The organism is Streptomyces sp. NPDC058051 (genome assembly GCF_042885475.1).
Classification (GTDB): Bacteria; Actinomycetota; Actinomycetes; order Streptomycetales; family Streptomycetaceae; genus Streptomyces.
Window position 1 is genome coordinate 110,510 of record NZ_JBHVRW010000003.1, and the last position, 23,408, is coordinate 133,917.

The window sequence follows — 23,408 nt, forward strand, 5'->3', positions numbered from 1 at the left end:
GCCATGGGCTCAGGAGACGCCGAGCTCCTTGGCGTTGGCCTTGAGGTCCTCGATGCCACCGCACATGAAGAACGCCTGCTCGGGGAAGTGGTCGTACTCCCCGTCACAGATCGAGTTGAACGCGGCGATCGACTCGTCGAGCGGAACGTCCGAACCGTCCACGCCGGTGAACTGCTTGGCGACGTGGGTGTTCTGCGACAGGAAGCGCTCGACACGACGGGCACGGTGGACAACGAGCTTGTCCTCCTCGCCCAGCTCGTCGATACCGAGGATCGCGATGATGTCCTGGAGGTCCTTGTACTTCTGGAGGATCCCCTTGACACGCATGGCCGCCGCGTAGTGGTCCGCCGCGATGTAGCGCGGGTCCAGGATCCGGGACGTGGAGTCGAGCGGGTCCACGGCCGGGTAGATGCCCTTCTCGGAGATCGGACGGGAGAGAACCGTCGTCGCGTCGAGGTGGGCGAAGGTGGTGGCCGGGGCCGGGTCGGTCAGGTCGTCCGCGGGGACGTAGATCGCCTGCATCGAGGTGATCGAGTGTCCACGGGTCGAGGTGATGCGCTCCTGCAGCAGACCCATCTCGTCGGCCAGGTTCGGCTGGTAACCCACTGCGGACGGCATGCGGCCGAGCAGCGTGGAGACCTCGGAGCCGGCCTGGGTGTACCGGAAGATGTTGTCGATGAAGAAGAGCACGTCCTGCTTCTGCACATCGCGGAAGTACTCCGCCATGGTCAGACCGGCCAGCGCGACGCGAAGACGCGTGCCCGGCGGCTCGTCCATCTGACCGAAGACAAGGGCGGTCTTGTCGATGACGCCCGACTCGGCCATTTCCTCGATGAGGTCGTTGCCCTCACGGGTACGCTCACCGACGCCCGCGAACACCGACACACCGTCGTGGTTGTTGGCGACGCGGTAGATCATTTCCTGGATCAGAACGGTCTTGCCGACACCGGCACCACCGAACAGACCGATCTTTCCACCCTTGACGTACGGGGTGAGAAGGTCGATGACCTTGACGCCGGTCTCGAACATCTCGGTCTTGGACTCGAGCTGGTCGAAGCTGGGCGCCTTGCGGTGGATCGGCCAGCGCTCGGTGACCTCGGCCTCGGCCTCGGGCTTGTTCAGGATCTCACCGAGGGTGTTGAACACCTTGCCCTTGGTGATCTCGCCGACCGGCACCGTGATGCCGGCGCCCGTGTCGGTCACCGGGGCCTGGCGGACCAGACCGTCGGTGGGCTGCATCGAGATCGCACGGACCACACCGTCGCCGAGGTGCTGGGCGACCTCAAGGGTCAGCGTCTTGAGCTTGCCCTCCTCGGCCGGGTCGGCGACCTCGACGGTCAGGGCGTTGTAGATGTCCGGCATCGCGTCGACGGGGAACTCCACGTCGACGACCGGGCCGATGACCCGGGCGACGCGGCCCGTGGCAACGGCCGTCTCAACTGTGGTCGTCATTACTTGTCACTCCCCGCGGTCGCGTCGGCCAGCGCACTGGCACCACCGACGATCTCGCTGATTTCCTGGGTGATTTCGGCCTGGCGGGCCGCGTTGGCAAGCCGGGAGAGGCTCTTGATGAGCTCACCGGCGTTGTCGGTGGCCGACTTCATCGCGCGGCGGCGGGCAGCGTGCTCGGAAGCAGCCGACTGCAGCAGCGCGTTGTAGATCCGGCTTTCGACGTACCGCGGAAGCAGGGCGTCGAGGACGTCCTCCGCCGACGGCTCGAAGTCGAACAACGGCAGGATCTCGCCCTTGCCGTCCTCGTCCTTCGCAGCGCCGAGGCTGAGCGGCAGCATCCGGCCGTCCACCGGGTTCTGCGTCATCATCGACACGAACTCCGTGAAGACGATGTGGAGCTCGTCCACGCCGCCCTCGGCGGTGTCCTTGGTGACCGCTTCGATCAGCGGGGCCGCGGCCCGCTTCGCATCCGCGTACGTGGGGCTGTCGGTGAAGCCCGTCCACGAATCCTCGATCTTGCGCTCGCGGAATCCGTAGTAGGCGACGCCCTTGCGGCCGATCACATACGTGTCGACCTCCTTGCCCTCACCGCGCAGCCGCTCGGTCAGTCGCTCCGCGGCCTTGATGGCGTTGGAGGAGTAACCGCCGGCCAGGCCGCGGTCGCTCGTGATGAGCAGGATCGCGGCCCGTGCCGGAACGTCGGCCTCGGTGGTCAGCGGGTGCTTGGTGGTGGAGCCGGTCGCCACCGCGGTCACCGCGCGGGTGAGCTCGGTCGCGTACGGCGTCGACGCCGCCACCTGGCGCTGCGCCTTGACGATGCGCGAAGCGGCGATCATCTCCATCGCCTTGGTGATCTTCTTGGTGGCGGTGACGGAGCGGATGCGGCGCTTGTAAACGCGAAGCTGAGCGCCCATCGATCAGCCCTCGCCCAGGAGCTTGCCGTCCGAGGTCTCGAACTGCTGCTTGAAGGCGGCGATCGCGTCGGCGATCGACTGCAGCGTGTCGTCGGACATCTTGCCGCCCTCGGCGATGCTGGTCAGGAGGTCCTTGCGCTCGCGGCGCAGGTACTCCAGCAGCTCGCTCTCGAAGCGGCGGATGTCCTCGACCGGGACGTCGTCCATCTTGCCGGTGGTACCGGCCCAGACGGAGATGACCTGCTCCTCGACGGGCATCGGCTGGTACTGGCCCTGCTTCAGCAGCTCGACCATGCGCTTACCGCGCTCCAGCGACGACTTCGAGGCCGCGTCCAGGTCGGAACCGAAGGCGGCGAACGCCTCCAGCTCGCGGTACTGGGCGAGGTCCACACGGAGACGGCCGGAGACCTGCTTCATGGCCTTGTGCTGGGCGGAGCCACCGACGCGGGAGACCGAGATACCGACGTTCAGGGCCGGACGCTGGCCGGCGTTGAACAGGTCGGACTCCAGGAAGCACTGGCCGTCGGTGATGGAGATGACGTTGGTCGGGATGAACGCCGACACGTCGTTCGCCTTGGTCTCGACGATCGGGAGGCCCGTCATCGAACCGGCACCCATCTCGTCGGAGAGCTTGGCGCAGCGCTCCAGCAGACGCGAGTGGAGGTAGAAGACGTCGCCCGGGTAGGCCTCGCGGCCCGGCGGACGGCGCAGCAGAAGCGACACGGCGCGGTAGGCGTCGGCCTGCTTCGAGAGGTCGTCGAAGATGATCAGGACGTGCTTGCCGGCGTACATCCAGTGCTGGCCGATGGCCGAACCGGTGTACGGCGCCAGGTACTTGAAGCCGGCCGGGTCGGACGCCGGGGCGGCGACGATGGTCGTGTACTCCAGCGCACCGGCCTCTTCGAGGGCACCGCGCACGGAGGCGATGGTGGAGCCCTTCTGACCGATGGCGACGTAGATGCAGCGCACCTGCTTGTTCACGTCGCCCGAGCGCCAGTTGTCGCGCTGGTTGATGATCGTGTCGACGGCCAGAGCGGTCTTGCCGGTCTGACGGTCACCAATGATCAGCTGACGCTGGCCGCGGCCGATCGGCACCATGGCGTCGACGGCCTTGTAGCCGGTCTGCATCGGCTCGTGCACCGACTTACGGACCATGACGCCAGGGGCCTGCAGCTCGAGGGCGCGGCGGCTTTCGGTCGCGATCTCGCCGAGACCGTCGATCGGGTTGCCGAGCGGGTCGACGACGCGGCCGAGGTAGCCCTCGCCGACGCCGACGGAGAGCACCTCACCGGTGCGCTGCACCGGCTGGCCCTCTTCGATGCCGCTGAACTCGCCGAGGACGATGGCACCGATCTCGCGCTCCTCAAGGTTGAGGGCGAGACCGAGGGTGCCGTCCTCGAACTTCAGCAGCTCGTTCGCCATGGCCGAGGGAAGACCCTCGACCTTCGCGATGCCGTCGCCGGCAACGCTGACCGTACCGACCTCCTCGCGCGAGGCCGCGTCCGGCTTGTACGACTGGACAAAGTTCTCCAGCGCATCCCGGATCTCCTCCGGCCGGATCGTGAGCTCCGCCATCTGGGTTCCCTGCTCTCCTTGTTGGGCCCGAAGTTTCTTAAGGGGGTCTGGGGGCCGACCCCCAGGAATCTTCTGCAATTTCTGCACGGCCCAACCGGGCCGCTGGTGTTGCTCTGTTCTGTTGCTGCGCTGCGCTCGTCAGCCGGCCATGCGGCGGCTCGCCTCGTCGAGGCGCTCCACGATGGTGCCGTTGATGACCTCGTCACCGACCCGCACCGCGATCCCGCCGAGGACCGTGGGGTCCACATCGAGATTCAGGTGCATCGGCCGACCGTAGATCTTCGCCAGTGCGGCACCGAGGCGCTGCTTCTGCCGATCGCTCAACGGCACTGCCGAGGTGACGACGGCGACCATGCGGTCCCGGCGCTCCGCGGCAAGCTTGGAGAGGGACTCCAGTCCCGCTTCCAGGCTACGTCCACGCGGCTGGGTGACAAGCCGCACGACGACGCGCTCGGTGGTCGGCCGCGCCTTGCCGCCGAGCAGGCTGCGCAGCAGCTGGCTCTTGGCGGCGGTCGACGCGGACCGGCTGGTGAGCGCGGAGCGCAGCTCCTTGTCGGAGGCGACGATCCGGCCGAACCGGAACAGCTCGTCCTCGACGTCGTCGAGGTCTCCGCCGCGCTGGGCGGCGGTGAGGTCGGCGATGTTCGCCAGTTCCTCGACCGAGTCGACCAGGTCGCGCGACTGCGACCAGCGGGAGCGGACCATGCCGGAGATCAGGTCGACGGTCTCGCCGCCCACCTGACCGCGCAGCAGCCGTCCGGCCAGCTCGGCCTTGGCCTCGCCGGCCTGCGACGGGTCGGTCAGGACCCGCCGCAGCGATACCTCGCGCTGGAGCAGCGCCGTGACGGCGGCCAGCTCCTCGGCGAGCTTCGCCGCGTCGACCGACGTGCTGTCGGTCAGCGCGTCGAGACGCTCACGTGCGGCAGCCAGTGCCTCGCGGCTCGCGCCGTTCATCGGACGGCCTCGGCCTTCGCCTCAAGCTCGTCGAGGAAGCGGTCGACGGTGCCGCTCTGCCGGGCGTGGTCCTCAAGGGACTCGCCGACGAGCTTGCCGGCCAGGTCGGTGGCGAGCTTGCCCACGTCCTGACGCAGCGCGGCGGCCGCGGCCTTGCGGTCGGCCTCGATCTGGGCGTGGCCGGCAGCGATGATCTCCTCGCGCTGCCGCTGGCCTTCCGCCCGCATCTCCTGCAGGATCACGGCGCCCTGCTCCTGCGCCTCCTGGCGCAGGCGCGCGGCCTCGTGACGGGCCTCGGCGAGCTGAGCCTTGTACTGCTCAAGAACGCTCTGGGCCTCGGTCTGGGCCGCATCGGCCTTTTCGATACCGCCTTCGATGGCCTCGCGGCGCTCTTCCAGAACCTTGTTGATGTTCGGGAGGAGCTTCTTGGCGAGGAAGCCGAAGACGATGAGGAAGGCGATGAGGCCGATGACGAGCTCGGGGATCGGCGGGATGAGCGGGTTTTCCGTCTCAGCCGCGATCGTAAGCATCTGGCTCACGTCATTGCCTTTCGTCTAGTGGGCTGGTCTGTGATCCGTGGATCAGGTGCCGTAGACGAACGGCATGACCAGACCGATCAGGGCGAGCGCCTCACAGAAGGCGAAGCCGAGGATCTGGTTGGCGCGGATGAGACCGGCAGCCTCGGGCTGACGGGCGAGAGCCTGGGTGCCGTTACCGAAGATGATGCCGACGCCGACGCCGGGGCCGATGGCGGCGAGGCCGTAACCGACGGAGCCGAGGGAGCCGCTGACGGCAGCAAGGGTCTGGGACATGCCAGTTCTTCCTTCTCTTTCACGGACCGGTGGGGGTTGGCCACCGGACGAATAAGGGTCGGGTGCGGGATGCTCAGTGGTGCTCGGCGAGCGCGCCCTGGATGAAGGTGCAGGTCAGGAGCACGAAGACGTACGCCTGCAGCGCCTGGATGAAGAGCTCGAAGGCGGTCATCACGATGACCATCACGAAGGAGACGCCCGCGTAGGCGATCCCGATGCCGTTGAGCAGGTACCAGCTGGCGATCGTGAACAGCAGCAGCAGGGTGTGGCCTGCGAACATGTTCGCGAAGAGTCGCACGGCGTGGGTGAAGGGCCGGACCAGCAGGTTCGAGAAGAACTCGATGAACATGGCCAGCGGCAGCACCGGGCCGAGCGACTTGTCGTACCCGGTGAAGTTCTTGAAGGCGCCGACGAAACCGTGGCGCTTGAAGGTCAGGCTGACCCACAGGACGTAGACGATCGCCGCCAGCACGATGGGGTAGGCGATGATCGACGTCACCGGGAACTGCGCCACCGGGATGATCGACCAGAGGTTCATCATCCAGACGAAGAAGAACAGCGAGACGATGAGCGGGACGTACTTCTCACCCTCGCGCTTGCCCAGCGTCTCGTAGACGATGCCACGACGGATGAAGTCGTAGCCCGTCTCGGCGACCATCTGCAGCTTGCCCGGGACGACCTTCGGCTTGCGGAAGGCGGCCCAGAAGAAACCGACGACGATGATCGAGCCGAGCAGGGCCAGCAGCATCGGCTTGTTGAAGTACACGTTGCTGTCCGCATCGCCCCAGAGGGGCTCGAACAGGAACGAGTGCAGGCCGGGTGCCGGGAAACCACAACCGTCGAAGATGTGGCAATCGGTCTCGAAGGCGAGCACCTGTGTCGGGTCAGCACTCACCGCGGGCTCCTTCAGCGTGGCGCATAGGTACGGCAACCTCGTTGTGTCGGCGCGGCGCGCAGCCGCGGTTCGGCACTGGACTGGTGTTACGGATGTGTGAGCGGCAGTCAGGCATTGAGCCTCGCGATCGAGCAGGCGTCAGCTCACATGCCCGCGCCCGCAATGCCGCAGTTGGAACCGGACGATAGCAGGGTCTTGGACCCGCGCTTATTCCGCCCCTACCCTTCACGATTTCGCCCCGGCGTTCTTGGGCTTTTCGTCCTTTTCGGACTCGGGCTCGACGTAAAGGATCTTGGCCTTCATGTGCGCACGCGCCTGTGCACCGATCCACACGAGGGTCGTCGCGACCAGAGCGATCGCGAAGGCCTTCGGGTTGAACATCGTGGTGTTCTTGAATGCGGCGACGAAAATGAACAGCAGGAGAAGCTGGGCTGTATACAGCATCAGCCCCATCGCCTGGAAGAGATGCGGCAGGGACCGCGCGGTCCGTTGCAGGACCACGAGTCCGATCCCCATGAAGAGGATCACCACGAGCGTCGCAACGGCCGCACCCAGGGCTCCCTTGCCGCCGGCCACACCAGCACTGACGGCGGCGGCAACAGCGCCGGCGACAGCGGTGGGTACGGCGGTGTGGAGGAGACTCCGGGCGTCGTTGGACGGCATGGCGGCAGCTCCGCTTGCAGGGGGTGGGCAGTGTGTCGTCGTGGACGAGCGTAGGCCCGGTCCGAGTCGATGCCTCGGGCCAATGAACCGTGCTACTCAAGTTCTTCGGCTTCGTCACCGGGCTTCGTGAACGGTATCACAAACTATTTGATGAGGTCTTTACCTAGAAAGTGTGCTTGCTGTCACACGCAAGGGTGAACATGCGCATGTGAGCAAGACAACGCTCGCATTGTCTGGTATTGCCCCGTGGTGACCGAATCGTCAACGCGCGGAATCGGCCTTGTCTCTGTCCGAAAGGCGCGAACGGGGGCCAATCGCAGTCGCCCCGTTGACGCCGGCGACTCCCACGACGACCGGGGCGCGCTCCTGAAGCTCGTGCCCCTCCCGCCCCATCTGCGCTTCCAGCGGCCCCTGTTGCCCTTCGGACAGCCGGCCTTCGGAGTCGGACGAGGACTCCGCCCGAAGCGCCGCCGAGGGTTCCTCCTCCGGAACCTCGCCCTTGCTGCGGCGACGGCGGTAGCGGGGCGGCACGAAGCGTTCCGCCCAGTGCGGCGCCCGCGGGGTGAAGCGCGGCATCAGCAGCAGGACGAGGCCCAGTGTGCTCAGCCCCACGATCACCAGCACGATCCACAGGGACGCCGAGTGCACGGAATAGCCGACCGCGCCGAAGGCGATCAGGGCCGACCAGAAGTACATGATCAGCACGGACCTGCTGTGCGAATGACCGATCTCCAGCAGCCGGTGGTGCAGATGGCCCCGGTCCGCCGCGAACGGCGACTGACCGTTCCAGGTACGCCGCACGATCGCCAGCACCAGGTCGGCGGCCGGGATCGCGATGATGCTCAACGGCAGCAGCAGCGGGATGAAGACCGGCAGCATCGCGTGAGTGGCCTCGCGCTCACTGCCCGCGAAGAGCTTCATCGTGTCCGGGTCGACCTGGCCCGTGACGGAGATCGCGCCGGCCGCCAGCACCAGGCCGATCAGCATGGAACCCGAGTCGCCCATGAAGATCCGGGCCGGATGCATGTTGTGCGGCAGGAAGCCGAGGCACATACCCATCAGGATCGCCGTGAAGAGCGTCGCGGGGGCCGCCGCCTCGATCATGTGCCCGTACCAGAGCCGGTACGTGTACAGGAAGAACGCGGCGGACGCGATGCACACCATGCCCGCCGCGAGACCGTCCAGGCCGTCGACGAAGTTGACCGCGTTGATGGTGATGACGACCAGGGCGACCGTGAGCAGCGTGCCCTGCCACTGGGTCAGCGCGACGGTACCCACGCCGGGGATCGGCAGCCACAGGATCGTCAGACCCTGGATCACCATGACCGCGGCGGCGATCATCTGACCGCCGAGCTTGATCAGCGCGTCGATCTCGAACTTGTCGTCCAGGACACCGATCAGCCAGATCAGCGCGGCCCCGGAGAGCAGCGCCCGCGGCTCGTTGGAGAGCTGGAAGACGCCGTCGAGGTTGTACAGGTGGGCCGCGACGATCAGTCCGGCGCACAGTCCGCCGAACATGGCGATGCCACCGAGCCTCGGTGTCGGTTCTCGGTGGACGTCACGCGCACGGATCGCGGGCATCGCCCCGACCGCGATGGCGAACTTGCGCACCGGGCCGGTCAGCAGATAGGTAACCGCGGCCGTGACACAGAGCGTCAGCAGGTAATCACGCACGGGCTGCCCCACAGATATCGCCGGCCATCTCAGCCCACACCTTAACTACGTCGGGCACATGATTGAGGACAAGGTGACGGGACAGATGGTTGCACTGGGCACGTCTACCCCGGATAGGGCGGATATTTCCTGGCCAGTTCCTCGACCTCCGCACGGATGTCGGCCTCCTCACGCACCGCTGCCCCGAAGAGCACGGCCAGCCGTGCCATGTCGGCGTCGTCCATGCCCTGGGTGGTGACGGCCGCGGTCCCGAGCCGGACGCCCCGCGCGTCCCCGTACGGAAGCGCGCAGGTGTCCAGCACCACGCCGGCCGCCGCCAGCCGGGCGCGGGCCGTGGGTCCGTCGACGCCCAGCGGGGCCGGGTCCGCGACGATCAGATGGGTGTCCGTGCCACCCGTGGTGATCTCGAATCCCTCGCCCTCCAGACCTGCGGCCAGCACCCGGGCATGGGCCACCACCCGGTGGGCGTACTCCGTGAACGCCGGAGTGGCCGCCTCACCGAACGCGACGGCCTTCGCGGCGACCGTGTGCATCTGGGCGCCGCCCTGGGTGAACGGGAAGACCGCCCGGTCGATGCGCTCGGCCAGTTCCGTGCCGCACAGGATCATCCCGCCGCGCGGACCGCGCAGCACCTTGTGCGTCGTCGCGCAGACCACGTCGGCGTACGGGACGGGGCTCGGCGCCGCTCCCCCGGCGATCAGCCCCATGGGATGCGCGGCGTCGGCGATGAGGTACGCGCCCACCTCGTCGGCGATCTCCCGGAACAGTTCGTAGTCGGGGTGGCGGGGATACGAGATCGAGCCGCTGACGATCGCCTTGGGACGGTGCGCACGGGCCAGGGCGCGCACCTGCTCGTAGTCGATCAGCCCGCTCTCGGAGTCCACCCCGTAACCGACGAACTCGAACCAGCGGCCGGAGAAGTTGGCGGGCGAGCCGTGCGTGAGATGTCCGCCGTACGGAAGTCCCATGGCGAGCACCGTGTCGCCGGGGCGCAGCAGTGCCGCGTATGCGGCGAGGACGGCGGAGGAACCGGAGTGCGCCTGGACGTTGGCGTGTTCGGCGCCGAAGAGGGCGGTGGCCCGGCGGCAGGCGATGCGCTCGGCGGCGTCGGCCTGCTCACAGCCCCCGTGGTACCGGGCATCGGGATAGCCCTCGGCGTACTTGTTCGCGAGCGGTGAGCCGAGGGCGGCGAGGACGGCGGGCGAGGTGAAGTTCTCGGCCGCGATCAGCTGGAGGGTGGTCGACTGCCGGCTCAGCTCCCCCAGCAGCACCGCGGCGATCTCCGGATCCTCCCGCCGCAGGGCGTCGAAGTCCTGCGGCAGGGCCGCGTCGGCGGAGGAGGGTGCGGCGGCAGGAGTGGTGACCGGCATCTGACGGCTCCGGGCCTGGGGAGGGTGCGCTGGCGTCAGCTCCAATGTAGGCCCGTGAAGGGCCCCCTGCGCGCTGTGCGGCGACGCCGTACACCCGCCCGGCCCTCAGGGTGCCGGGTGGTGCGCACGGCCGTCAGAGTGGCGTCGGAGGGCGCGTCAGTGCGGGGCGGGCACGCCGGTCAGCGCCGTGACCACCGGATCGAGTGCCTGGTTGATCTCGTCGCCGATGGACCGGAAGAACGTGATCGGCGCGCCGTACGGGTCGTGCACCTCGTCGGCCTCGGCGGTGGGGGCCAGCAGCCAGCCGCGAAGCGCGGCCGCGGCGCGCACCAGCGCCCGCGCACGCTCGACCACGCCCTCGTCGCGCGGATCGGGCAGCGTGGCGGGGTCTATGGCCCGGACCAGCCGGGTGAACTCCTTGAGCGTGAAGGTCCGCAGACCGGCCGAGTGACCCATCGAGATCACCTGCGCCCGGTGGTCGCGGGTGGCGGTGAGCACCAGGTCGGCACGGATCACGTGCTCGTCGAGCAGTTCCCGGCCGACGAAGCCGGTGGTGTCGGCGCCGAAGTCGGCCAGCACGATCTCGGCGTTGGCCTCCATGGGCGCGCCCTCATGGCCCCAGGTGCCCGCGCTCTCCACGATCAGTCCGCCCTGAAGCGGATCGCCGAGGCGGTCCACCAGGGCGTGGCGGGTCAGCCGCTCGGTGATCGGCGAGCGGCAGACGTTGCCGGTGCTGACGTGGAGGATGCGGAAAGTGTCGGCCTGCCCCGCTATGCCACGCCCCTCAGGGGCGGTCAATTGGCCACCTCAAGGTCGGGTACCACCTTGCGGAGTTCCTCGACGGTGAGCGCGCCGGCGCGCAGCAGCAGGGGGACCTTGCCGGTCACGTCGACGATGGACGACGGCACGTTGCCGGGGGTCGGGCCGCCGTCGAGGTAGACGGAGACGGAGTCGCCGAGCATCTCCTGGGCGGCGTCGCAGTCCTCGGGGGACGGGTGTCCGGTGAGGTTGGCGCTGGAGACGGCCATCGGCCCGACTTCGGTGAGCAGTTCGATGGCCACCGGGTGCAGCGGCATCCGCACGGCGACGGTGCCGCGGGTGTCGCCGAGGTCCCACTGCAACGACGGCTGGTGCTTGGCGACGAGCGTGAGGGCGCCGGGCCAGAAGGCGTCGACGAGCTCCCAGGCCTGCTCGGAGAAGTCGGTGACCAGTCCGTGCAGGGTGTTCGGGGAGCCGATCAGGACGGGTGTGGGCATGTTGCGGCCACGTCCCTTGGCGGCGAGCAGGTCGGCGACGCCCTCGGCGGAGAACGCGTCCGCGCCGATCCCGTACACGGTGTCGGTGGGCAGCACGACCAGTTCGCCGCGGCGGACGGCCGACGCGGCCTCACGCAGACCCGTCGTACGGTCGGTCGCGTCGTTGCAGTCGTATCGCCGTGCCATCAGCCGGCCTCCTCAAGCATGTACGGGTATGGCGGGTACGGGTCGTGCGGGTGGTGGCCGCCGGTCACGGCGTGGCCTTGCGGGCCGTGGCGAACCGCGGCCGGTTGTTCAGGTCGGGGTGGTCGGCCGCGTCGGCCCAGCCGCGTTCCTCGGTGAAGATCCACGGCACCTGGCCGCCCTGGGTGTCGGCGTGCTCGATGACGACGAGGCCGCCGGGGCGCAGCAGGCGGTGCGCGGTGCGTTCGATGCCGCGGATGGTGTCGAGGCCGTCCTCCCCGGAGAAGAGGGCCATCTCCGGGTCGTGGTCGCGGGCCTCGGGTGCCACGTACTCCCACTCGGTGAGCGGGATGTACGGCGGGTTGGAGATGACCAGGTCGACCTGGCCGTCCAGCTCGGGCAGGGCCGTGAGGGCGTCTCCCTGGTGGACGGTGACCCGGGATCCGTCGGCGTTCTTCCTGGTCCACTTCAGGGCGTCGTCGGAGAGTTCGACGGCGTGCACGCGTGAGCGCGGCACCTCCTGCGCCATGGCCAGGGCGATGGCGCCCGATCCGCTGCACAGGTCGACGACGGTCGGCTCGACGACGTCCATCGCGCGCACGGCCTCTATCGCCCAGCCGACGACCGATTCGGTCTCCGGGCGGGGGACGAAGACCCCGGGGCCGACCTGGAGCTCCAGATAGCGGAAGAAGGCGCGTCCGGTGATGTGCTGGAGCGGTTCGCGGGCCTCGCGTCGGGCGATCGCCTCCCAGTACCGGGCGTCGAAGTCCGCGTCCGGCACACGGTGCAGTTCGCCGCGCTTGACACCGTGCACGAACGCGGCGAGTTCCTCCGCGTCGAATCGCGGTGAGGGCACACCGGCGTCGGCCAGCCGCTGAGTGGCCTGGGCCACCTCGGCGAGCAGCAGGTTCATCGCGGTTCTCCGTACGGGGTTACGGGCGGGGCGGGTTCGGGCTCACGCGGCGGCGAGCTTGGCTGCGGAGTCGGCGTCGACACAGGCCTGGATCACGGTATCCAGGTCGCCGTCGAGCACCTGGTCCAAGTTGTACGCCTTGAAGCCGACGCGGTGGTCCGAGATGCGGTTTTCCGGGAAGTTGTACGTACGGATCTTCTCGGAACGGTCGACTGTGCGCACCTGGCTGCGCCGTACGTCCGAAGCCTCCTGCTCGGCGGCCTCCTGGGCGGCCGCGAGCAGTCGCGAACGCAGGATACGCATGGCCTGCTCCTTGTTCTGGAGCTGGCTCTTCTCGTTCTGGCAGGAGGCGACGACGCCGGTCGGCAGGTGGGTGATGCGGACGGCGGAGTCCGTCGTGTTGACGGACTGGCCACCGGGGCCCGAGGAGCGGTAGACGTCGATACGGAGATCGTTGGCGTGGATCTCGACGTCGACCTCCTCGGCCTCGGGCGTGACGAGCACACCGGCGGCGGAGGTGTGGATGCGGCCCTGGGACTCGGTGGACGGCACCCGCTGCACGCGGTGCACCCCGCCCTCGTACTTCAGCCGGGCCCACACGCCCTGTCCGGGCTCGATGGCGCCGTTGCCGCCCTTGGTCTTCACGGCGACCTGGACGTCCTTGTATCCGCCGAGTTCGGACTCGGTGGAGTCGATGATCTCGGTCTTCCAGCCGACGCGTTCGGCGTAGCGCAGGTACATGCGCAGCAGATCGCCGGCGAACAGTGCGGACTCGTCGCCGCCCGCGCCCGCCTTGATCTCCAGGAGCACGTCCTTGTCGTCGCTGGGGTCGCGCGGGACCAGGAGGAGGCGGAGCTTCTCGGTGAGCTCTTCGCGCTGCTTCTCCAGGTCCTTGACCTCCGCGGCGAAGTCGGGGTCGTCGGCGGCGAGCTCCCGTGCCGTCTCGATGTCGTCCCCCGTCTGCTTCCAGGAGCGGTACGTGGTGACGATCGGGGTCAGCTCGGCGTAGCGCTTGTTGAGCCTGCGCGCGTTGGCCTGGTCGGCGTGGACCGCGGGGTCCGCGAGCTTCTTCTCAAGATCGGCCTGTTCGCCGATCAGTTCCTCGACCGCCTCGAACATCTTCGTGCTCCTGGTTCCTTCATTCAAACGTGCCTGCGGGACGGCGTGATGCTGTCCGGACGGGGGCACGGAGGACGGCCCGTGACCCCGGGCCGGAAAAAACGCCGGTCTCGGCGCCCCCGGGAAGAGGGCGCCGAGAACCGGCGCAGTGGCTCGCTACTTGCTGGCGGAGCCGGCAGCCTTGCCGAAGCGGGCCTCGAAGCGGGCCACGCGGCCACCGGTGTCGAGGATCTTCTGCTTGCCCGTGTAGAACGGGTGGCACTCGGAGCAGACGTCGGCGCGGATGCTGCCGCCGTCGATGGTGCTCCGGGTCGTGAACGAGGCGCCACAGGTGCAGCTGACCTGCGTCTCGACGTACTCGGGGTGGATGTCGCGCTTCAAGGGTTTCTCCTAGGTTCGGGAGGGCGCCGGGTCGTACGCGCGGATTGCGCGTCCGTGAACCGGGGCCGACGTACCAGTCTGCCAGGACCGGCCGTATCTCCCAAAACCGGGGGCGGGCCGCACCTATTCCCGCCCCCGGCCGGTCACCTCACGACGCTGCCCGCGACGCCCTTGTCACCCGCCGAGTTCTCGGTGGCCGACGCGGGGATGGCCTTGTCCTGCTTGAGCGCCGTCCACACCTGCTGGGCGGACTCCTCCAGCGGTACGACGCGGTTCGGGTCGGCCGGGTCGTAGCGCACGGGCAGGGTGATCATGTGGACGTTCTGCGCCCGGAGCCCCTTGAGGCCGTTCGCGAAGCCGGTGAGCTGCTTGACCGAACCCAGGTCGGAGTCGGTGGTGACGGCCTTCGTCGCCGTGTCCGCGAGGTCGAAGAGGGTCTTCGGGTTCGAGAACACCCCGACGCTCCTGACCTGTTCCATCAGTGCCTTGATGAACGCCTGCTGGAGCTGGATGCGGCCGAGGTCGCTGCCGTCGCCGACGCTCTTGCGGGTGCGCACGAGGCCCAGCGCCTGCTCGCCGTCGAGGGTGTGGGTGCCGGGTTCGAGGTTCAGATGGCTCGCGGAGTCGTGGATCGCCTTGGTGGTGGTGATCCGCACGCCGCCCAGTTCGTCGATGACCTTCTTGAAGCCGGTGAAGTCGACTTCGAGGTAGTGGTCCATGCGGATGCCCGACATGGCCTCGACGGTCTTGACCGCGCAGGCGGGTCCGCCGACCTCGTACGCCGTGTTGAACATCGCGCGCTGCTGACCCGCGACGGTCCGCCCCGTGGTGTCGCTGGTGCAGTCGGGGCGGGTGACGAGGGTGTCGCGGGGGATGGAGACGACCGAGGCCGACCTGTGGCCCTTGTCGATGTGCACGACCATCGCGGTGTCGGACCGGGCCGTGCCCTCGTCGGCGCCGTACGCGGAGTTCGCGCCGGAGCGGGAGTCCGAACCGAGCACGAGGATGTCCTCGGCGCCGTTGTCCGCGCTGTCGGGGCGGTTCTTGCCGAGCGCCGCGTTGATGTCGACGGACTTCAGATTGCCGTCGATCCTGAAGTAGGCGTATCCGAGCCCGCCGCCGGCGACGATCACGGCGCCGGCCAGGGTCCAGGCCGCGATCACCGTCGCCCTGCGGCGCCGGGACGGCTTCTTCCGGCGACTGCCGGTGGGGCGTATTCGGCCGCCGCTCCCGCTCTGCTCGGTCATCGTTGCTCCTCCGGTCGTCGGCGTCTCCCGGCTACCCCCTGTAGCGGTGTTCGGGCACTGATCGTGTCGCTTCGGCGACATGCCGCCACTGCCTACGACGTGGAGACATGCACAAAGGGTTGCACAACGACCCGTCACATCCGTGTGAGGACAAAACGGATGCACCGCATCGACGAACAGTCGGTGATCCCGCGCTCACCTGCGGTTTCTTGCCCCATACAGGTAGAGCGACCGGCTCCGCCGGAGAGGCCGCCGTGTGGCGAAGGTCTCGCATCGTCCCAAAGGCTCGAATCGTCCGCTTCACACGCGCGACCGCCCCACGGCACAGGGCCGCCCCCGTCACCTCGGTGACGGGGGCGGCCCTGTGATCCGGCCGGTGCGGGTACGGCGTCAGTCGTTGCCGTTGCCCGGAGCGGGCGTCGTCTTCTGGATCTGGAGCAGGAACTCCGCGTTGGACTGGGTCTTCTTCATCCGGTCCAGGAGGAGCTCGATCGCCTGCTGCTGGTCGAGTGCGTGCAGCACCCGGCGCAGCTTCCAGACGATGGCCAACTCGTCGCTGCCGAGCAGGATTTCTTCCTTGCGGGTGCTGGACGCGTCGACGTCCACCGCCGGGAAGATGCGCTTGTCCGAGAGCTTCCGGTCGAGCTTGAGCTCCATGTTGCCGGTGCCCTTGAACTCCTCGAAGATCACCTCGTCCATGCGCGAGCCGGTCTCGACGAGCGCGGTGGCCAGGATGGTCAGCGAACCGCCGTCCTCGATGTTGCGCGCGGCACCGAAGAAGCGCTTCGGCGGGTACAGCGCGGTCGAGTCGACACCACCGGACAGGATGCGGCCGGAGGCGGGGGCCGCGAGGTTGTACGCACGGCCGAGGCGGGTGATGGAGTCCAGCAGGACGACCACGTCGTGACCCAGCTCCACGAGACGCTTGGCGCGCTCGATGGCCAGCTCGGCGACGGTGGTGTGGTCCTCGGCGGGACGGTCGAAGGTCGAGGAGATGACCTCGCCCTTCACCGACCGCTGCATGTCGGTGACCTCTTCCGGACGCTCGTCGACCAGGACGACCATCAGGTGGCACTCGGGGCTGTTGACCGTGATCGCGTTGGCGATCGCCTGCAGGATCATGGTCTTGCCGGTCTTCGGCGGGGCCACGATCAGCCCTCGCTGGCCCTTGCCGATCGGCGCGACCAGGTCGATGATCCGCGTCGTCAGGACGTTGGAGTCGGTCTCCAGGCGGAGCCGGTCCTGCGGGTAGAGCGGGGTCAGCTTCTGGAACTCCGGGCGGCCGCGGCCGGTTTCGGGCGCCATGCCGTTGACCGAGTCGAGGCGGACCAGCGCGTTGAACTTCTCGCGGCGCTCGCCGTCCTTGGGCTGACGCACCGCACCGGTGACGTGGTCACCCTTGCGCAGGCCGTTCTTGCGGACCTGCGCGAGCGACACGTACACGTCGTTCGGGCCCGGCAGGTAGCCGGAGGTCCGGATGAACGCGTAGTTGTCGAGGATGTCCAGGATGCCCGCGACAGGGATCAGGACGTCGTCGTCGGAGACCGGAACCTCGCTGGCGAACTCCTCGCGGCCACGGCGGCCACGGCGGTCGCGGTAGCGGCCGCGGCGACCGCGGCGGCCACCCGCCTCGTCGTCGTAGTCGTCCTGCGGGCCGCTGCTCTGGCGCTGCTGGCGCTGGCCGCCCTGCTGGCCCTGGCTGCCCTGGCCGGCCTGCTCGTCACCCTTGCCGCGGCGGTCGCGCTGGCGGTCGCGACGGTCCCCGCGCTCGCCGCGCTCCTGCCGGTCGCCGCGCTGACCGCGGTCCTGGCGGTCGCCTCGGCGGCCCTCGGCCGTGTCGGCGGCGGCTTCGGCCTTGGTGTCGGCGCGGTCGTCGCCCTTCGGCTCGGACTGCGGCTCCACCTTGGCCTCGGCGGCCGACTTGCTCTCCGCCTTGCCCTCCGGGCTGCCCGCCTGAGCGGTCGCACGGCGCCGACGGCGCTCGCCCGTGGGCTGGTCGTCGCTGGCCGGCTGGCCGGGGATGTCGATCTGCTGCTGCGCGACGGCCTTCTCGGCAGGCGCGGCGGCTGCGGACTCCTCCCCGGTGCGCGCCTTGGAGGTGGCACGGCGCTTCGGCTTGGTCTCGGCATCCGCGGCGGGCGCGGCGGCCTTGGGCGCGGCGGAGCTTCCGGCCTGCGCCTCCTTGATGACCTCGATCAGCTGGCCCTTGCGCATCCGCGCAGTGCCCTTGATGCCGAGGCCGGACGCGACCTGCTGCAGCTCGGCCAGGACCATGCCGTCAAGGCCGGTGCCGGAGCGGCGGCGCCGTGCGGTGGTGCCAGTGGCAGCACCTTCGGCGGGCGCAGCGCTGCCGACAGTCTTGTCGGCAGTCACGCCCATCAGATCGGTGGTGTCGCTCACGAAGGGTCCTTCCCTGGAGCGGACGTCGGCCTTCTGGCTCGGCGACCGGTTGTGCTGTCCGACTGCGGTCTTCTTGTTGCGGACCGTGCCGGGGCGGTGGTCCGCCGGGTACGGCGGAGAGATGAAGGTGTGCATGGGTCCGGCGCGAGCATCCCCCTGCTCGGCCCACTCCTGAACAAGCGAGGGGTGTCGTGCCGGTTCCGGAGCGTGCACGAAACTGCTCAGGCAGGCTGCTCAGGCAGTTGAGAGGAGGCTCCCGGAAGAAATGGTGGTCCCGGAAAGGGACACGAAGCAACGCGCCACATAGACGTCGGTTGCAGACTTGAGGTTAACACTACCGGCTCCAACAAACATTCCCCCTCTCACTCACCGGCAATCACTTCTCGGCTATGGGGCCAGCGGCAGCACACTCGCACCCGGGGCGTCGAGAGTGAGCCGATTGGCCGCCCATCCCCCGCCCGCCAGCTGTGCGACCTTGTCGGCCGCACCGTCCTCGGTCAGTGCGAGCACGGTCGGCCCGGCACCGGAGATGACTGCGGGGACGCCATCGGCGCGCAGTCGGTTCACGAGTTCCACGCTCTGCGGCATCGCGGGGGCGCGGTATTCCTGGTGCAGCCGGTCCTCGGTGGCGGTGAGCAGCAGCTCGGGGCGCCTGGTCAGGGCCTCGACGAGGAGCGCGGCGCGCCCCGCGTTGAAGGCCGCGTCGACGTGCGGGACCGTCCGCGGCAGCAGGCCGCGGGCGGTCTCGGTCAGGACCGGCTTGCTGGGGACGAAAACCACCGGAACGATGGAATCTGCGGGATCCATCCTGATCGCGCGAGCCGATCCGCCGTCCATCCAGGCAAGGGTGAATCCGCCGAGCAGACAGGCCGCGACATTGTCGGGGTGCCCCTCGATCTCGGTGGCGAGTTCCAGCAGTGCGGCGTCGTCGAGACGCGCGTCACCGCCGGTCGTGACGGCACGGGCGGCGACGATGCCGGCGCAGATGGCGGCGGAGGAGGAACCGAGTCCGCGTCCGTGCGGAATCCGGTTGGCGCAGACGATCTCCAGGCCGCGCGGCTGTCCGCCGAGCACGTCGAAGGCCGTGCGCAGGGAGCGCACGAGGAGGTGGTTCTCGTCGCGGGGCAGCGTGTCCGCACCCTCACCCGCGATGTCGATGTGCAGTCCGGAGTCGGCCACGCGGACGACGACGTCGTCGTACAGCCCCAGCGACAGGCCGAGGGCATCGAAACCCGGGCCCAGGTTGGCGCTGGTCGCGGGGACGCGCACCCGGACGGCGGCGGCTCGGAAGGCGGGACCAGCCATCGGTCGGACGACTCTCCTTGTGAGACAGCGGGGGTGGTGAAGCGGTTTCTCCACGGCGGCGGGAGGTCGTGGCGGCGGGGAGTGGGATTCCGGGGATACCGACGGCCACAACGGCCCTTGCACTGCGGCAGATGCGGCGGCGCGGGTTGAGTACAGCTTATCGAAGGAAGGTTCTGTAGCGACATAGGGCGCACAGGAGGCGCACGATGCGTGTCGCCCGCCTCCTATGCGCTCTCCGCCCCGAAAAGGGGTGGTTGAGCTGGATTCCTACCGACTACCGGACGAGATTCCTGCCGGACATGCGCCGAGCCGCCCCCGTCCGGCGGATCCCGCTCCCGCCGGACCGGGGCAGGAGCGGCGCCGGCCGGTACGAGGGCTCAGGCGAGGCCGAGCTTCTCGGCGGCGGTGGCCGCGTCGACCGGGACCGTGACCGGCTGCGGGGCGCCCGCGACGGCCCAGTCGGGGTCCTTGAGGCCGTTGCCGGTGACCGTGCAGACGATCTTCTGGCCCGGGTCGACCTTTCCCTCCTCGGCGGCCTTCAGCAGACCGGCGACGGACGCGGCCGACGCGGGCTCGACGAAGACACCCTCCTGAGAGGCCAACAGGCGGTAGGCGGCCAGAATCTGACGATCGGTCACCTCATCGATGAAACCGCCCGATTCGTCCCTGGCGTTCAGGGCGTACTGCCAGGAGGCCGGGTTGCCGATCCGGATCGCGGTGGCGATGGTGGCCGGGTCCTTGACGATCTCACCGCGGACGATCGGCGCGGAACCGGAGGCCTGGAAGCCCCACATGCGCGGGGTGTGCGCGGCCATGCCGTCGCCCGCGTACTCGGTGTAGCCCTTCCAGTACGCGGTGATGTTGCCCGCGTTGCCGACCGGGAGGACATGGATGTCCGGGGCGTCACCGAGCGCGTCGACGATCTCGAACGCGGCGGTCTTCTGGCCCTCGATCCGGACCGGGTTGACCGAATTGACCAGAGCCACCGGGTAGTTGTCCGACAGCGAGCGGGCCAGCGTCAGGCAGTCGTCGAAGTTTCCGTCGACCTGGAGGATCTTGGCGCCGTGCACGAGCGCCTGCCCCATCTTGCCGAGCGCGATCTTGCCCTGCGGAACGAGGACGGCGCACACCATGCCGGCCCGGACCGCGTACGCGGCGGCGGAGGCCGAGGTGTTGCCGGTGGAGGCACAGATGACGGCCTGTGCGCCCTCCTCCTTGGCCCGGCTGATGGCCATCGTCATACCGCGGTCCTTGAAGGACCCGGTGGGGTTGGCGCCCTCGACCTTGAGGTGCACCTCGCAGCCCGTGCGCTCGGAGAGGACCTGAGCGGGGACGAGCGGCGTACCGCCCTCACGAAGCGTGACGACCGGCGTCGCGCTCGTGACCGGAAGGCGGTCCCGGTACTCCTCGATGATGCCGCGCCACTGGTGGGTGCCCTTGGTGGTCATGGGTCCTTACTCCCCTTCAACACGCATGATGCTGGCGACACCGCGCACGGTGTCGAGCTTGCGCAGCGCTTCGACGGTCGCCGAGAGGGCGGCGTCGAGCGCGCGGTGGGTGACGACGACGAGGGAGGCCTCGCCGCCCTCCCGGCGCCCGCCGCCGCCCTGCTCGATGGCGACCTCGTCGCCGCCGCTCGGATTCCTGCCCTGCTGGCGGACGGTGTCGATGGACACGCCCTGTTCGGCGAAGACCGTCGCGACCTGGGCGAGTACGCCCGGCTTGTCGGCCACGTCGAGACTGATGTGGTACCGCGTGACGACGTCGCCCATGGGGCTGACCGGCAGACGCGTGTACGCGGACTCCCCGGGGCCGGTGGCCTCGTTGAGTTTGTTGCGGCAGACCGCGACCAGGTCACCGAGGACCGCGGAGGCGGTCGGCGAGCCACCGGCGCCGGGGCCGTAGAACATGAGCTGCCCGGCGGCCTCGGCCTCGACGAACACCGCGTTGTACGCCTCGCGGACGGAGGCCAGCGGGTGGCTCAGCGGGATCATCGCGGGATGCACGCGCGCGGTGACGGACTGCCCGTCGGCGGCGCGCTCGCAGATCGCGAGGAGCTTGACGGTGCAGCCCATGCGGCGCGCCGAGGCGATGTCGGCGGCGGTGACCTCGGTGATTCCCTCACGGTGCACATCACCGATCCTGACCCGGGTGTGGAAGGCGATGCCGGCGAGGATCGCGGCCTTGGCGGCGGCGTCGAACCCTTCCACGTCCGCGGTCGGGTCGGCCTCGGCGTATCCGAGCGCGGTGGCCTCGTCGAGCGCCTCGGAGTACCCGGCTCCGCTCGTGTCCATCCGGTCGAGGATGAAGTTGGTGGTGCCGTTCACGATGCCGAGGACCCGGTTGACCTTGTCACCGGCGAGGGATTCGCGCAGCGGGCGTACGAGGGGGATGGCGCCGGCGACGGCGGCCTCGTAGTAGAGGTCCCGGCCGTGCTGCTCGGCGGCGCCGTGCAGAGCGGCGCCGTCCTCGGCGAGCAGCGCCTTGTTGGCGGAGACGACGCTCGCGCCGTGCTCGAAGGCGGTGGTGATGAGCGTCCGGGCGGGCTCGATGCCTCCGATGACCTCGATGACGACGTCGATGTCGCCCCGTTTGACCAGGGCTGTCGCATCGGTGGTGATCAGGGCGGGGTCGATGCCCTCCCGTACCTTGGAGGGCCGGCGCACGGCGACACCGGCGAGCTCGACCGGCGCGCCGATGCGCGCGGCGAGGTCGTCGGCGTGCGTCGTCATGATGCGCGCCACCTCTGAGCCGACCACTCCACAGCCCAGCAGCGCCACCTTCAGCGGACGCGTACGCATCATCCGACCTCGTTTCCTCTACACCTGGTGTGTGGACCAGTCTCACTCACCGGACGGGAGTTTCTGCCCGTCGTCCGGATCCTGAGACATCTATTTCATCAGCCGACATCGAGACGCAGGAGATCTTCCTCCGTCTCCCGCCTGATGATCACTCGCGCCTGACCGTCACGCACGGCGACGACGGGCGGACGCAGGGCATGGTTGTAGTTGCTCGCCATGGAGCGGCAGTACGCGCCGGTGGCGGGCACGGCGATCAGGTCGCCGGGCGCCAGGTCGGACGGCAGGAACGCGTCCTTGACCACGATGTCGCCGCTCTCGCAGTGCTTGCCGACGACACGGACGAGCATCGGTTCGGCCTCGGAGGTGCGCGAGGCGAGCGCGACGCTGTACTCGGCGTCGTACAGCGCCGTGCGGATGTTGTCCGACATGCCGCCGTCGACGCTGACGTACGTACGCAGCCCCTCCAGGGGCTTGATGGTGCCGACCTCGTACAGCGTGAACGCGGTGGGGCCGACGATGGCGCGCCCCGGCTCGACGGAGATCCGCGGGGTGGCGAGCCCGGCCGCCTCGCACTCGCGGGTGACGATGTCGCCGAGCGCCTTGGCGATCTCGTGCGGTTCGCGCGGGTCGTCCTCGGAGGTGTAGGCGATGCCCAGCCCGCCGCCCAGGTCGATCTCGGGCAGTTCGACGCCGTGCTCGTCGCGCACGTCGGCGAGCAGCCCGACCACGCGCCGGGCGGAGACCTCGAAGCCGGCCATGTCGAAGATCTGCGAGCCGATGTGCGAGTGGATGCCGATGAGTTCGAGCCCGTCGAGGGTGAGCGCCCGGCGCACCGCCTCGGCGGCCTGTCCGTCGGCCAGCGCGATCCCGAACTTCTGGTCCTCGTGCGCGGTGGCGATGAACTCGTGGGTGTGGGCCTCGACGCCGACCGTCACCCTGATCTGCACGGGCTGGCGCTTGCCGAGCCGCTGCGCGACGTGCGCGACCCGGGCGATCTCCTGGAAGGAGTCGAGCACGATCCGGCCGACGCCCGCGGTGACCGCCCGCTCGATCTCCGCGACGGTCTTGTTGTTGCCGTGGAAGGCGATGCGCTCGGCGGGCATCCCGGCGTCCAGGGCGGTGGTCAGCTCTCCGCCGGAGCAGACGTCGAGGTTGAGCCCTTCCTCCTTGAGCCAGCGCACGACGGCGCGCGACAGGAACGCCTTGCCGGCGTAGAACACGTCGGCGTCCCGCCCGAAGGCATCGGCCCAGGCCCGGCAACGGGCCCGGAAGTCGCTCTCGTCGAGGATGTAGGCGGGGGTGCCGAACTCCTCGGCCAGCCGCGTCACTTCGATCCCGCCGACGGTGAGCGCGCCGTCGTCGTCGCGGCCGACGGTGCGGGCCCAGACCTTCTCGTCCAGGGCATTCAGATCGGCGGGCGGGGCCGTGTAGTGCCCGTCCGTCACGACATCGGCGTGACGGGGCCCGGCGGGGTGTGCGGATCGGCTCATCGTG

21 protein-coding genes are annotated in these 23,408 nt (G+C 69.1%); all 21 read right to left on the reverse strand.

Features of this window, described 5'->3' with window-relative positions; translation table 11 throughout:
- Nucleotides 1-9: 9 nt before the first annotated feature.
- The 21 genes from atpD to lysA all read right to left on the reverse strand — a co-directional run bounded on the left by atpD (nt 10) and on the right by lysA (nt 23,404).
- Nucleotides 10-1,452, reverse strand: a complete 1,443-nt coding sequence (gene atpD, locus ACFVUT_RS06160) for a F0F1 ATP synthase subunit beta (protein WP_389644548.1) — start codon at nt 1,450-1,452, stop codon at nt 10-12.
- Nucleotides 1,452-2,366: a F0F1 ATP synthase subunit gamma gene (locus ACFVUT_RS06165; RefSeq protein WP_389644545.1), complete on the reverse strand. Its 915-nt coding sequence runs from the start codon at nt 2,364-2,366 to the stop codon at nt 1,452-1,454. The genes atpD and ACFVUT_RS06165 overlap by 1 nt, the downstream gene beginning before the upstream one ends.
- A 3-nt stretch (nt 2,367-2,369) precedes the next feature.
- Nucleotides 2,370-3,941: a F0F1 ATP synthase subunit alpha gene (atpA, locus tag ACFVUT_RS06170; protein ID WP_389644543.1), complete on the reverse strand. Its 1,572-nt coding sequence runs from the start codon at nt 3,939-3,941 to the stop codon at nt 2,370-2,372.
- Between the two features lie 138 nt (nt 3,942-4,079).
- Nucleotides 4,080-4,895, reverse strand: a complete 816-nt coding sequence (locus ACFVUT_RS06175; protein ID WP_389644540.1) for a F0F1 ATP synthase subunit delta — start codon at nt 4,893-4,895, stop codon at nt 4,080-4,082.
- Complete coding sequence (locus ACFVUT_RS06180) at nt 4,892-5,434, reverse strand: F0F1 ATP synthase subunit B (RefSeq protein ID WP_389644537.1); 543 nt, start codon at nt 5,432-5,434, stop codon at nt 4,892-4,894. Before ACFVUT_RS06180 ends, ACFVUT_RS06175 begins: the two co-directional genes overlap by 4 nt.
- A gap of 42 nt (nt 5,435-5,476) precedes the next feature.
- Nucleotides 5,477-5,707 carry an ATP synthase F0 subunit C gene (atpE, locus tag ACFVUT_RS06185; protein ID WP_073889576.1) on the reverse strand — a complete coding sequence of 77 codons (231 nt, stop codon included), beginning with the start codon at nt 5,705-5,707 and terminating at the stop codon, nt 5,477-5,479.
- Nucleotides 5,708-5,780: 73 nt separating this feature from the next.
- Complete coding sequence (atpB, locus tag ACFVUT_RS06190; RefSeq protein WP_389644846.1) at nt 5,781-6,617, reverse strand: F0F1 ATP synthase subunit A; 837 nt, start codon at nt 6,615-6,617, stop codon at nt 5,781-5,783.
- Nucleotides 6,618-6,827: 210 nt separating this feature from the next.
- The gene (locus ACFVUT_RS06195) at nt 6,828-7,265 is read right to left on the reverse strand and encodes a hypothetical protein (protein WP_389644533.1); all 438 of its coding nucleotides are present in this window, start codon (nt 7,263-7,265) and stop codon (nt 6,828-6,830) included.
- 261 nt (nt 7,266-7,526) lie between these two features.
- Nucleotides 7,527-8,951 carry an MraY family glycosyltransferase gene (locus tag ACFVUT_RS06200; RefSeq protein WP_389644530.1) on the reverse strand — a complete coding sequence of 475 codons (1,425 nt, stop codon included), beginning with the start codon at nt 8,949-8,951 and terminating at the stop codon, nt 7,527-7,529.
- A 92-nt stretch (nt 8,952-9,043) separates the two neighbouring features.
- Complete coding sequence (gene glyA, locus ACFVUT_RS06205; protein WP_389644527.1) at nt 9,044-10,309, reverse strand: serine hydroxymethyltransferase; 1,266 nt, start codon at nt 10,307-10,309, stop codon at nt 9,044-9,046.
- A 156-nt stretch (nt 10,310-10,465) separates the two neighbouring features.
- A complete protein-coding gene (locus ACFVUT_RS06210; RefSeq protein ID WP_389644524.1) occupies nt 10,466-11,107 on the reverse strand; it encodes a protein-tyrosine-phosphatase in 642 nt (213 codons plus the stop codon).
- Nucleotides 11,104-11,751, reverse strand: a complete 648-nt coding sequence (locus ACFVUT_RS06215) for an L-threonylcarbamoyladenylate synthase (RefSeq protein WP_389644521.1) — start codon at nt 11,749-11,751, stop codon at nt 11,104-11,106. Before ACFVUT_RS06215 ends, ACFVUT_RS06210 begins: the two co-directional genes overlap by 4 nt.
- A 64-nt stretch (nt 11,752-11,815) precedes the next feature.
- On the reverse strand, nt 11,816-12,661 hold the full coding sequence (gene prmC / locus ACFVUT_RS06220) for a peptide chain release factor N(5)-glutamine methyltransferase (protein WP_389644518.1): 846 nt from the start codon (nt 12,659-12,661) through the stop codon (nt 11,816-11,818).
- A gap of 42 nt (nt 12,662-12,703) precedes the next feature.
- A complete protein-coding gene (gene prfA, locus ACFVUT_RS06225; RefSeq protein WP_389644515.1) occupies nt 12,704-13,780 on the reverse strand; it encodes a peptide chain release factor 1 in 1,077 nt (358 codons plus the stop codon).
- 156 nt (nt 13,781-13,936) lie between these two features.
- Nucleotides 13,937-14,161 carry a 50S ribosomal protein L31 gene (rpmE, locus tag ACFVUT_RS06230; protein ID WP_073214489.1) on the reverse strand — a complete coding sequence of 75 codons (225 nt, stop codon included), beginning with the start codon at nt 14,159-14,161 and terminating at the stop codon, nt 13,937-13,939.
- A gap of 143 nt (nt 14,162-14,304) precedes the next feature.
- A complete protein-coding gene (locus ACFVUT_RS06235; protein WP_389644511.1) occupies nt 14,305-15,408 on the reverse strand; it encodes an LCP family protein in 1,104 nt (367 codons plus the stop codon).
- A 390-nt stretch (nt 15,409-15,798) separates the two neighbouring features.
- Nucleotides 15,799-17,808 (reverse strand): transcription termination factor Rho, encoded by a 2,010-nt coding sequence (gene rho, locus ACFVUT_RS06240; RefSeq protein ID WP_389644843.1) that lies wholly within the window; start codon nt 17,806-17,808, stop codon nt 15,799-15,801.
- Between the two features lie 387 nt (nt 17,809-18,195).
- Nucleotides 18,196-19,113 carry a homoserine kinase gene (gene thrB, locus ACFVUT_RS06245; RefSeq protein WP_389644507.1) on the reverse strand — a complete coding sequence of 306 codons (918 nt, stop codon included), beginning with the start codon at nt 19,111-19,113 and terminating at the stop codon, nt 18,196-18,198.
- A gap of 377 nt (nt 19,114-19,490) precedes the next feature.
- A complete protein-coding gene (gene thrC, locus ACFVUT_RS06250) occupies nt 19,491-20,561 on the reverse strand; it encodes a threonine synthase (RefSeq protein ID WP_389644504.1) in 1,071 nt (356 codons plus the stop codon).
- Between the two features lie 6 nt (nt 20,562-20,567).
- Nucleotides 20,568-21,917: a homoserine dehydrogenase gene (locus ACFVUT_RS06255; RefSeq protein WP_389644501.1), complete on the reverse strand. Its 1,350-nt coding sequence runs from the start codon at nt 21,915-21,917 to the stop codon at nt 20,568-20,570.
- Between the two features lie 95 nt (nt 21,918-22,012).
- Nucleotides 22,013-23,404: a diaminopimelate decarboxylase gene (lysA, locus tag ACFVUT_RS06260; protein ID WP_389644498.1), complete on the reverse strand. Its 1,392-nt coding sequence runs from the start codon at nt 23,402-23,404 to the stop codon at nt 22,013-22,015.
- Between the last annotated feature and the right edge of the window lie 4 nt (nt 23,405-23,408).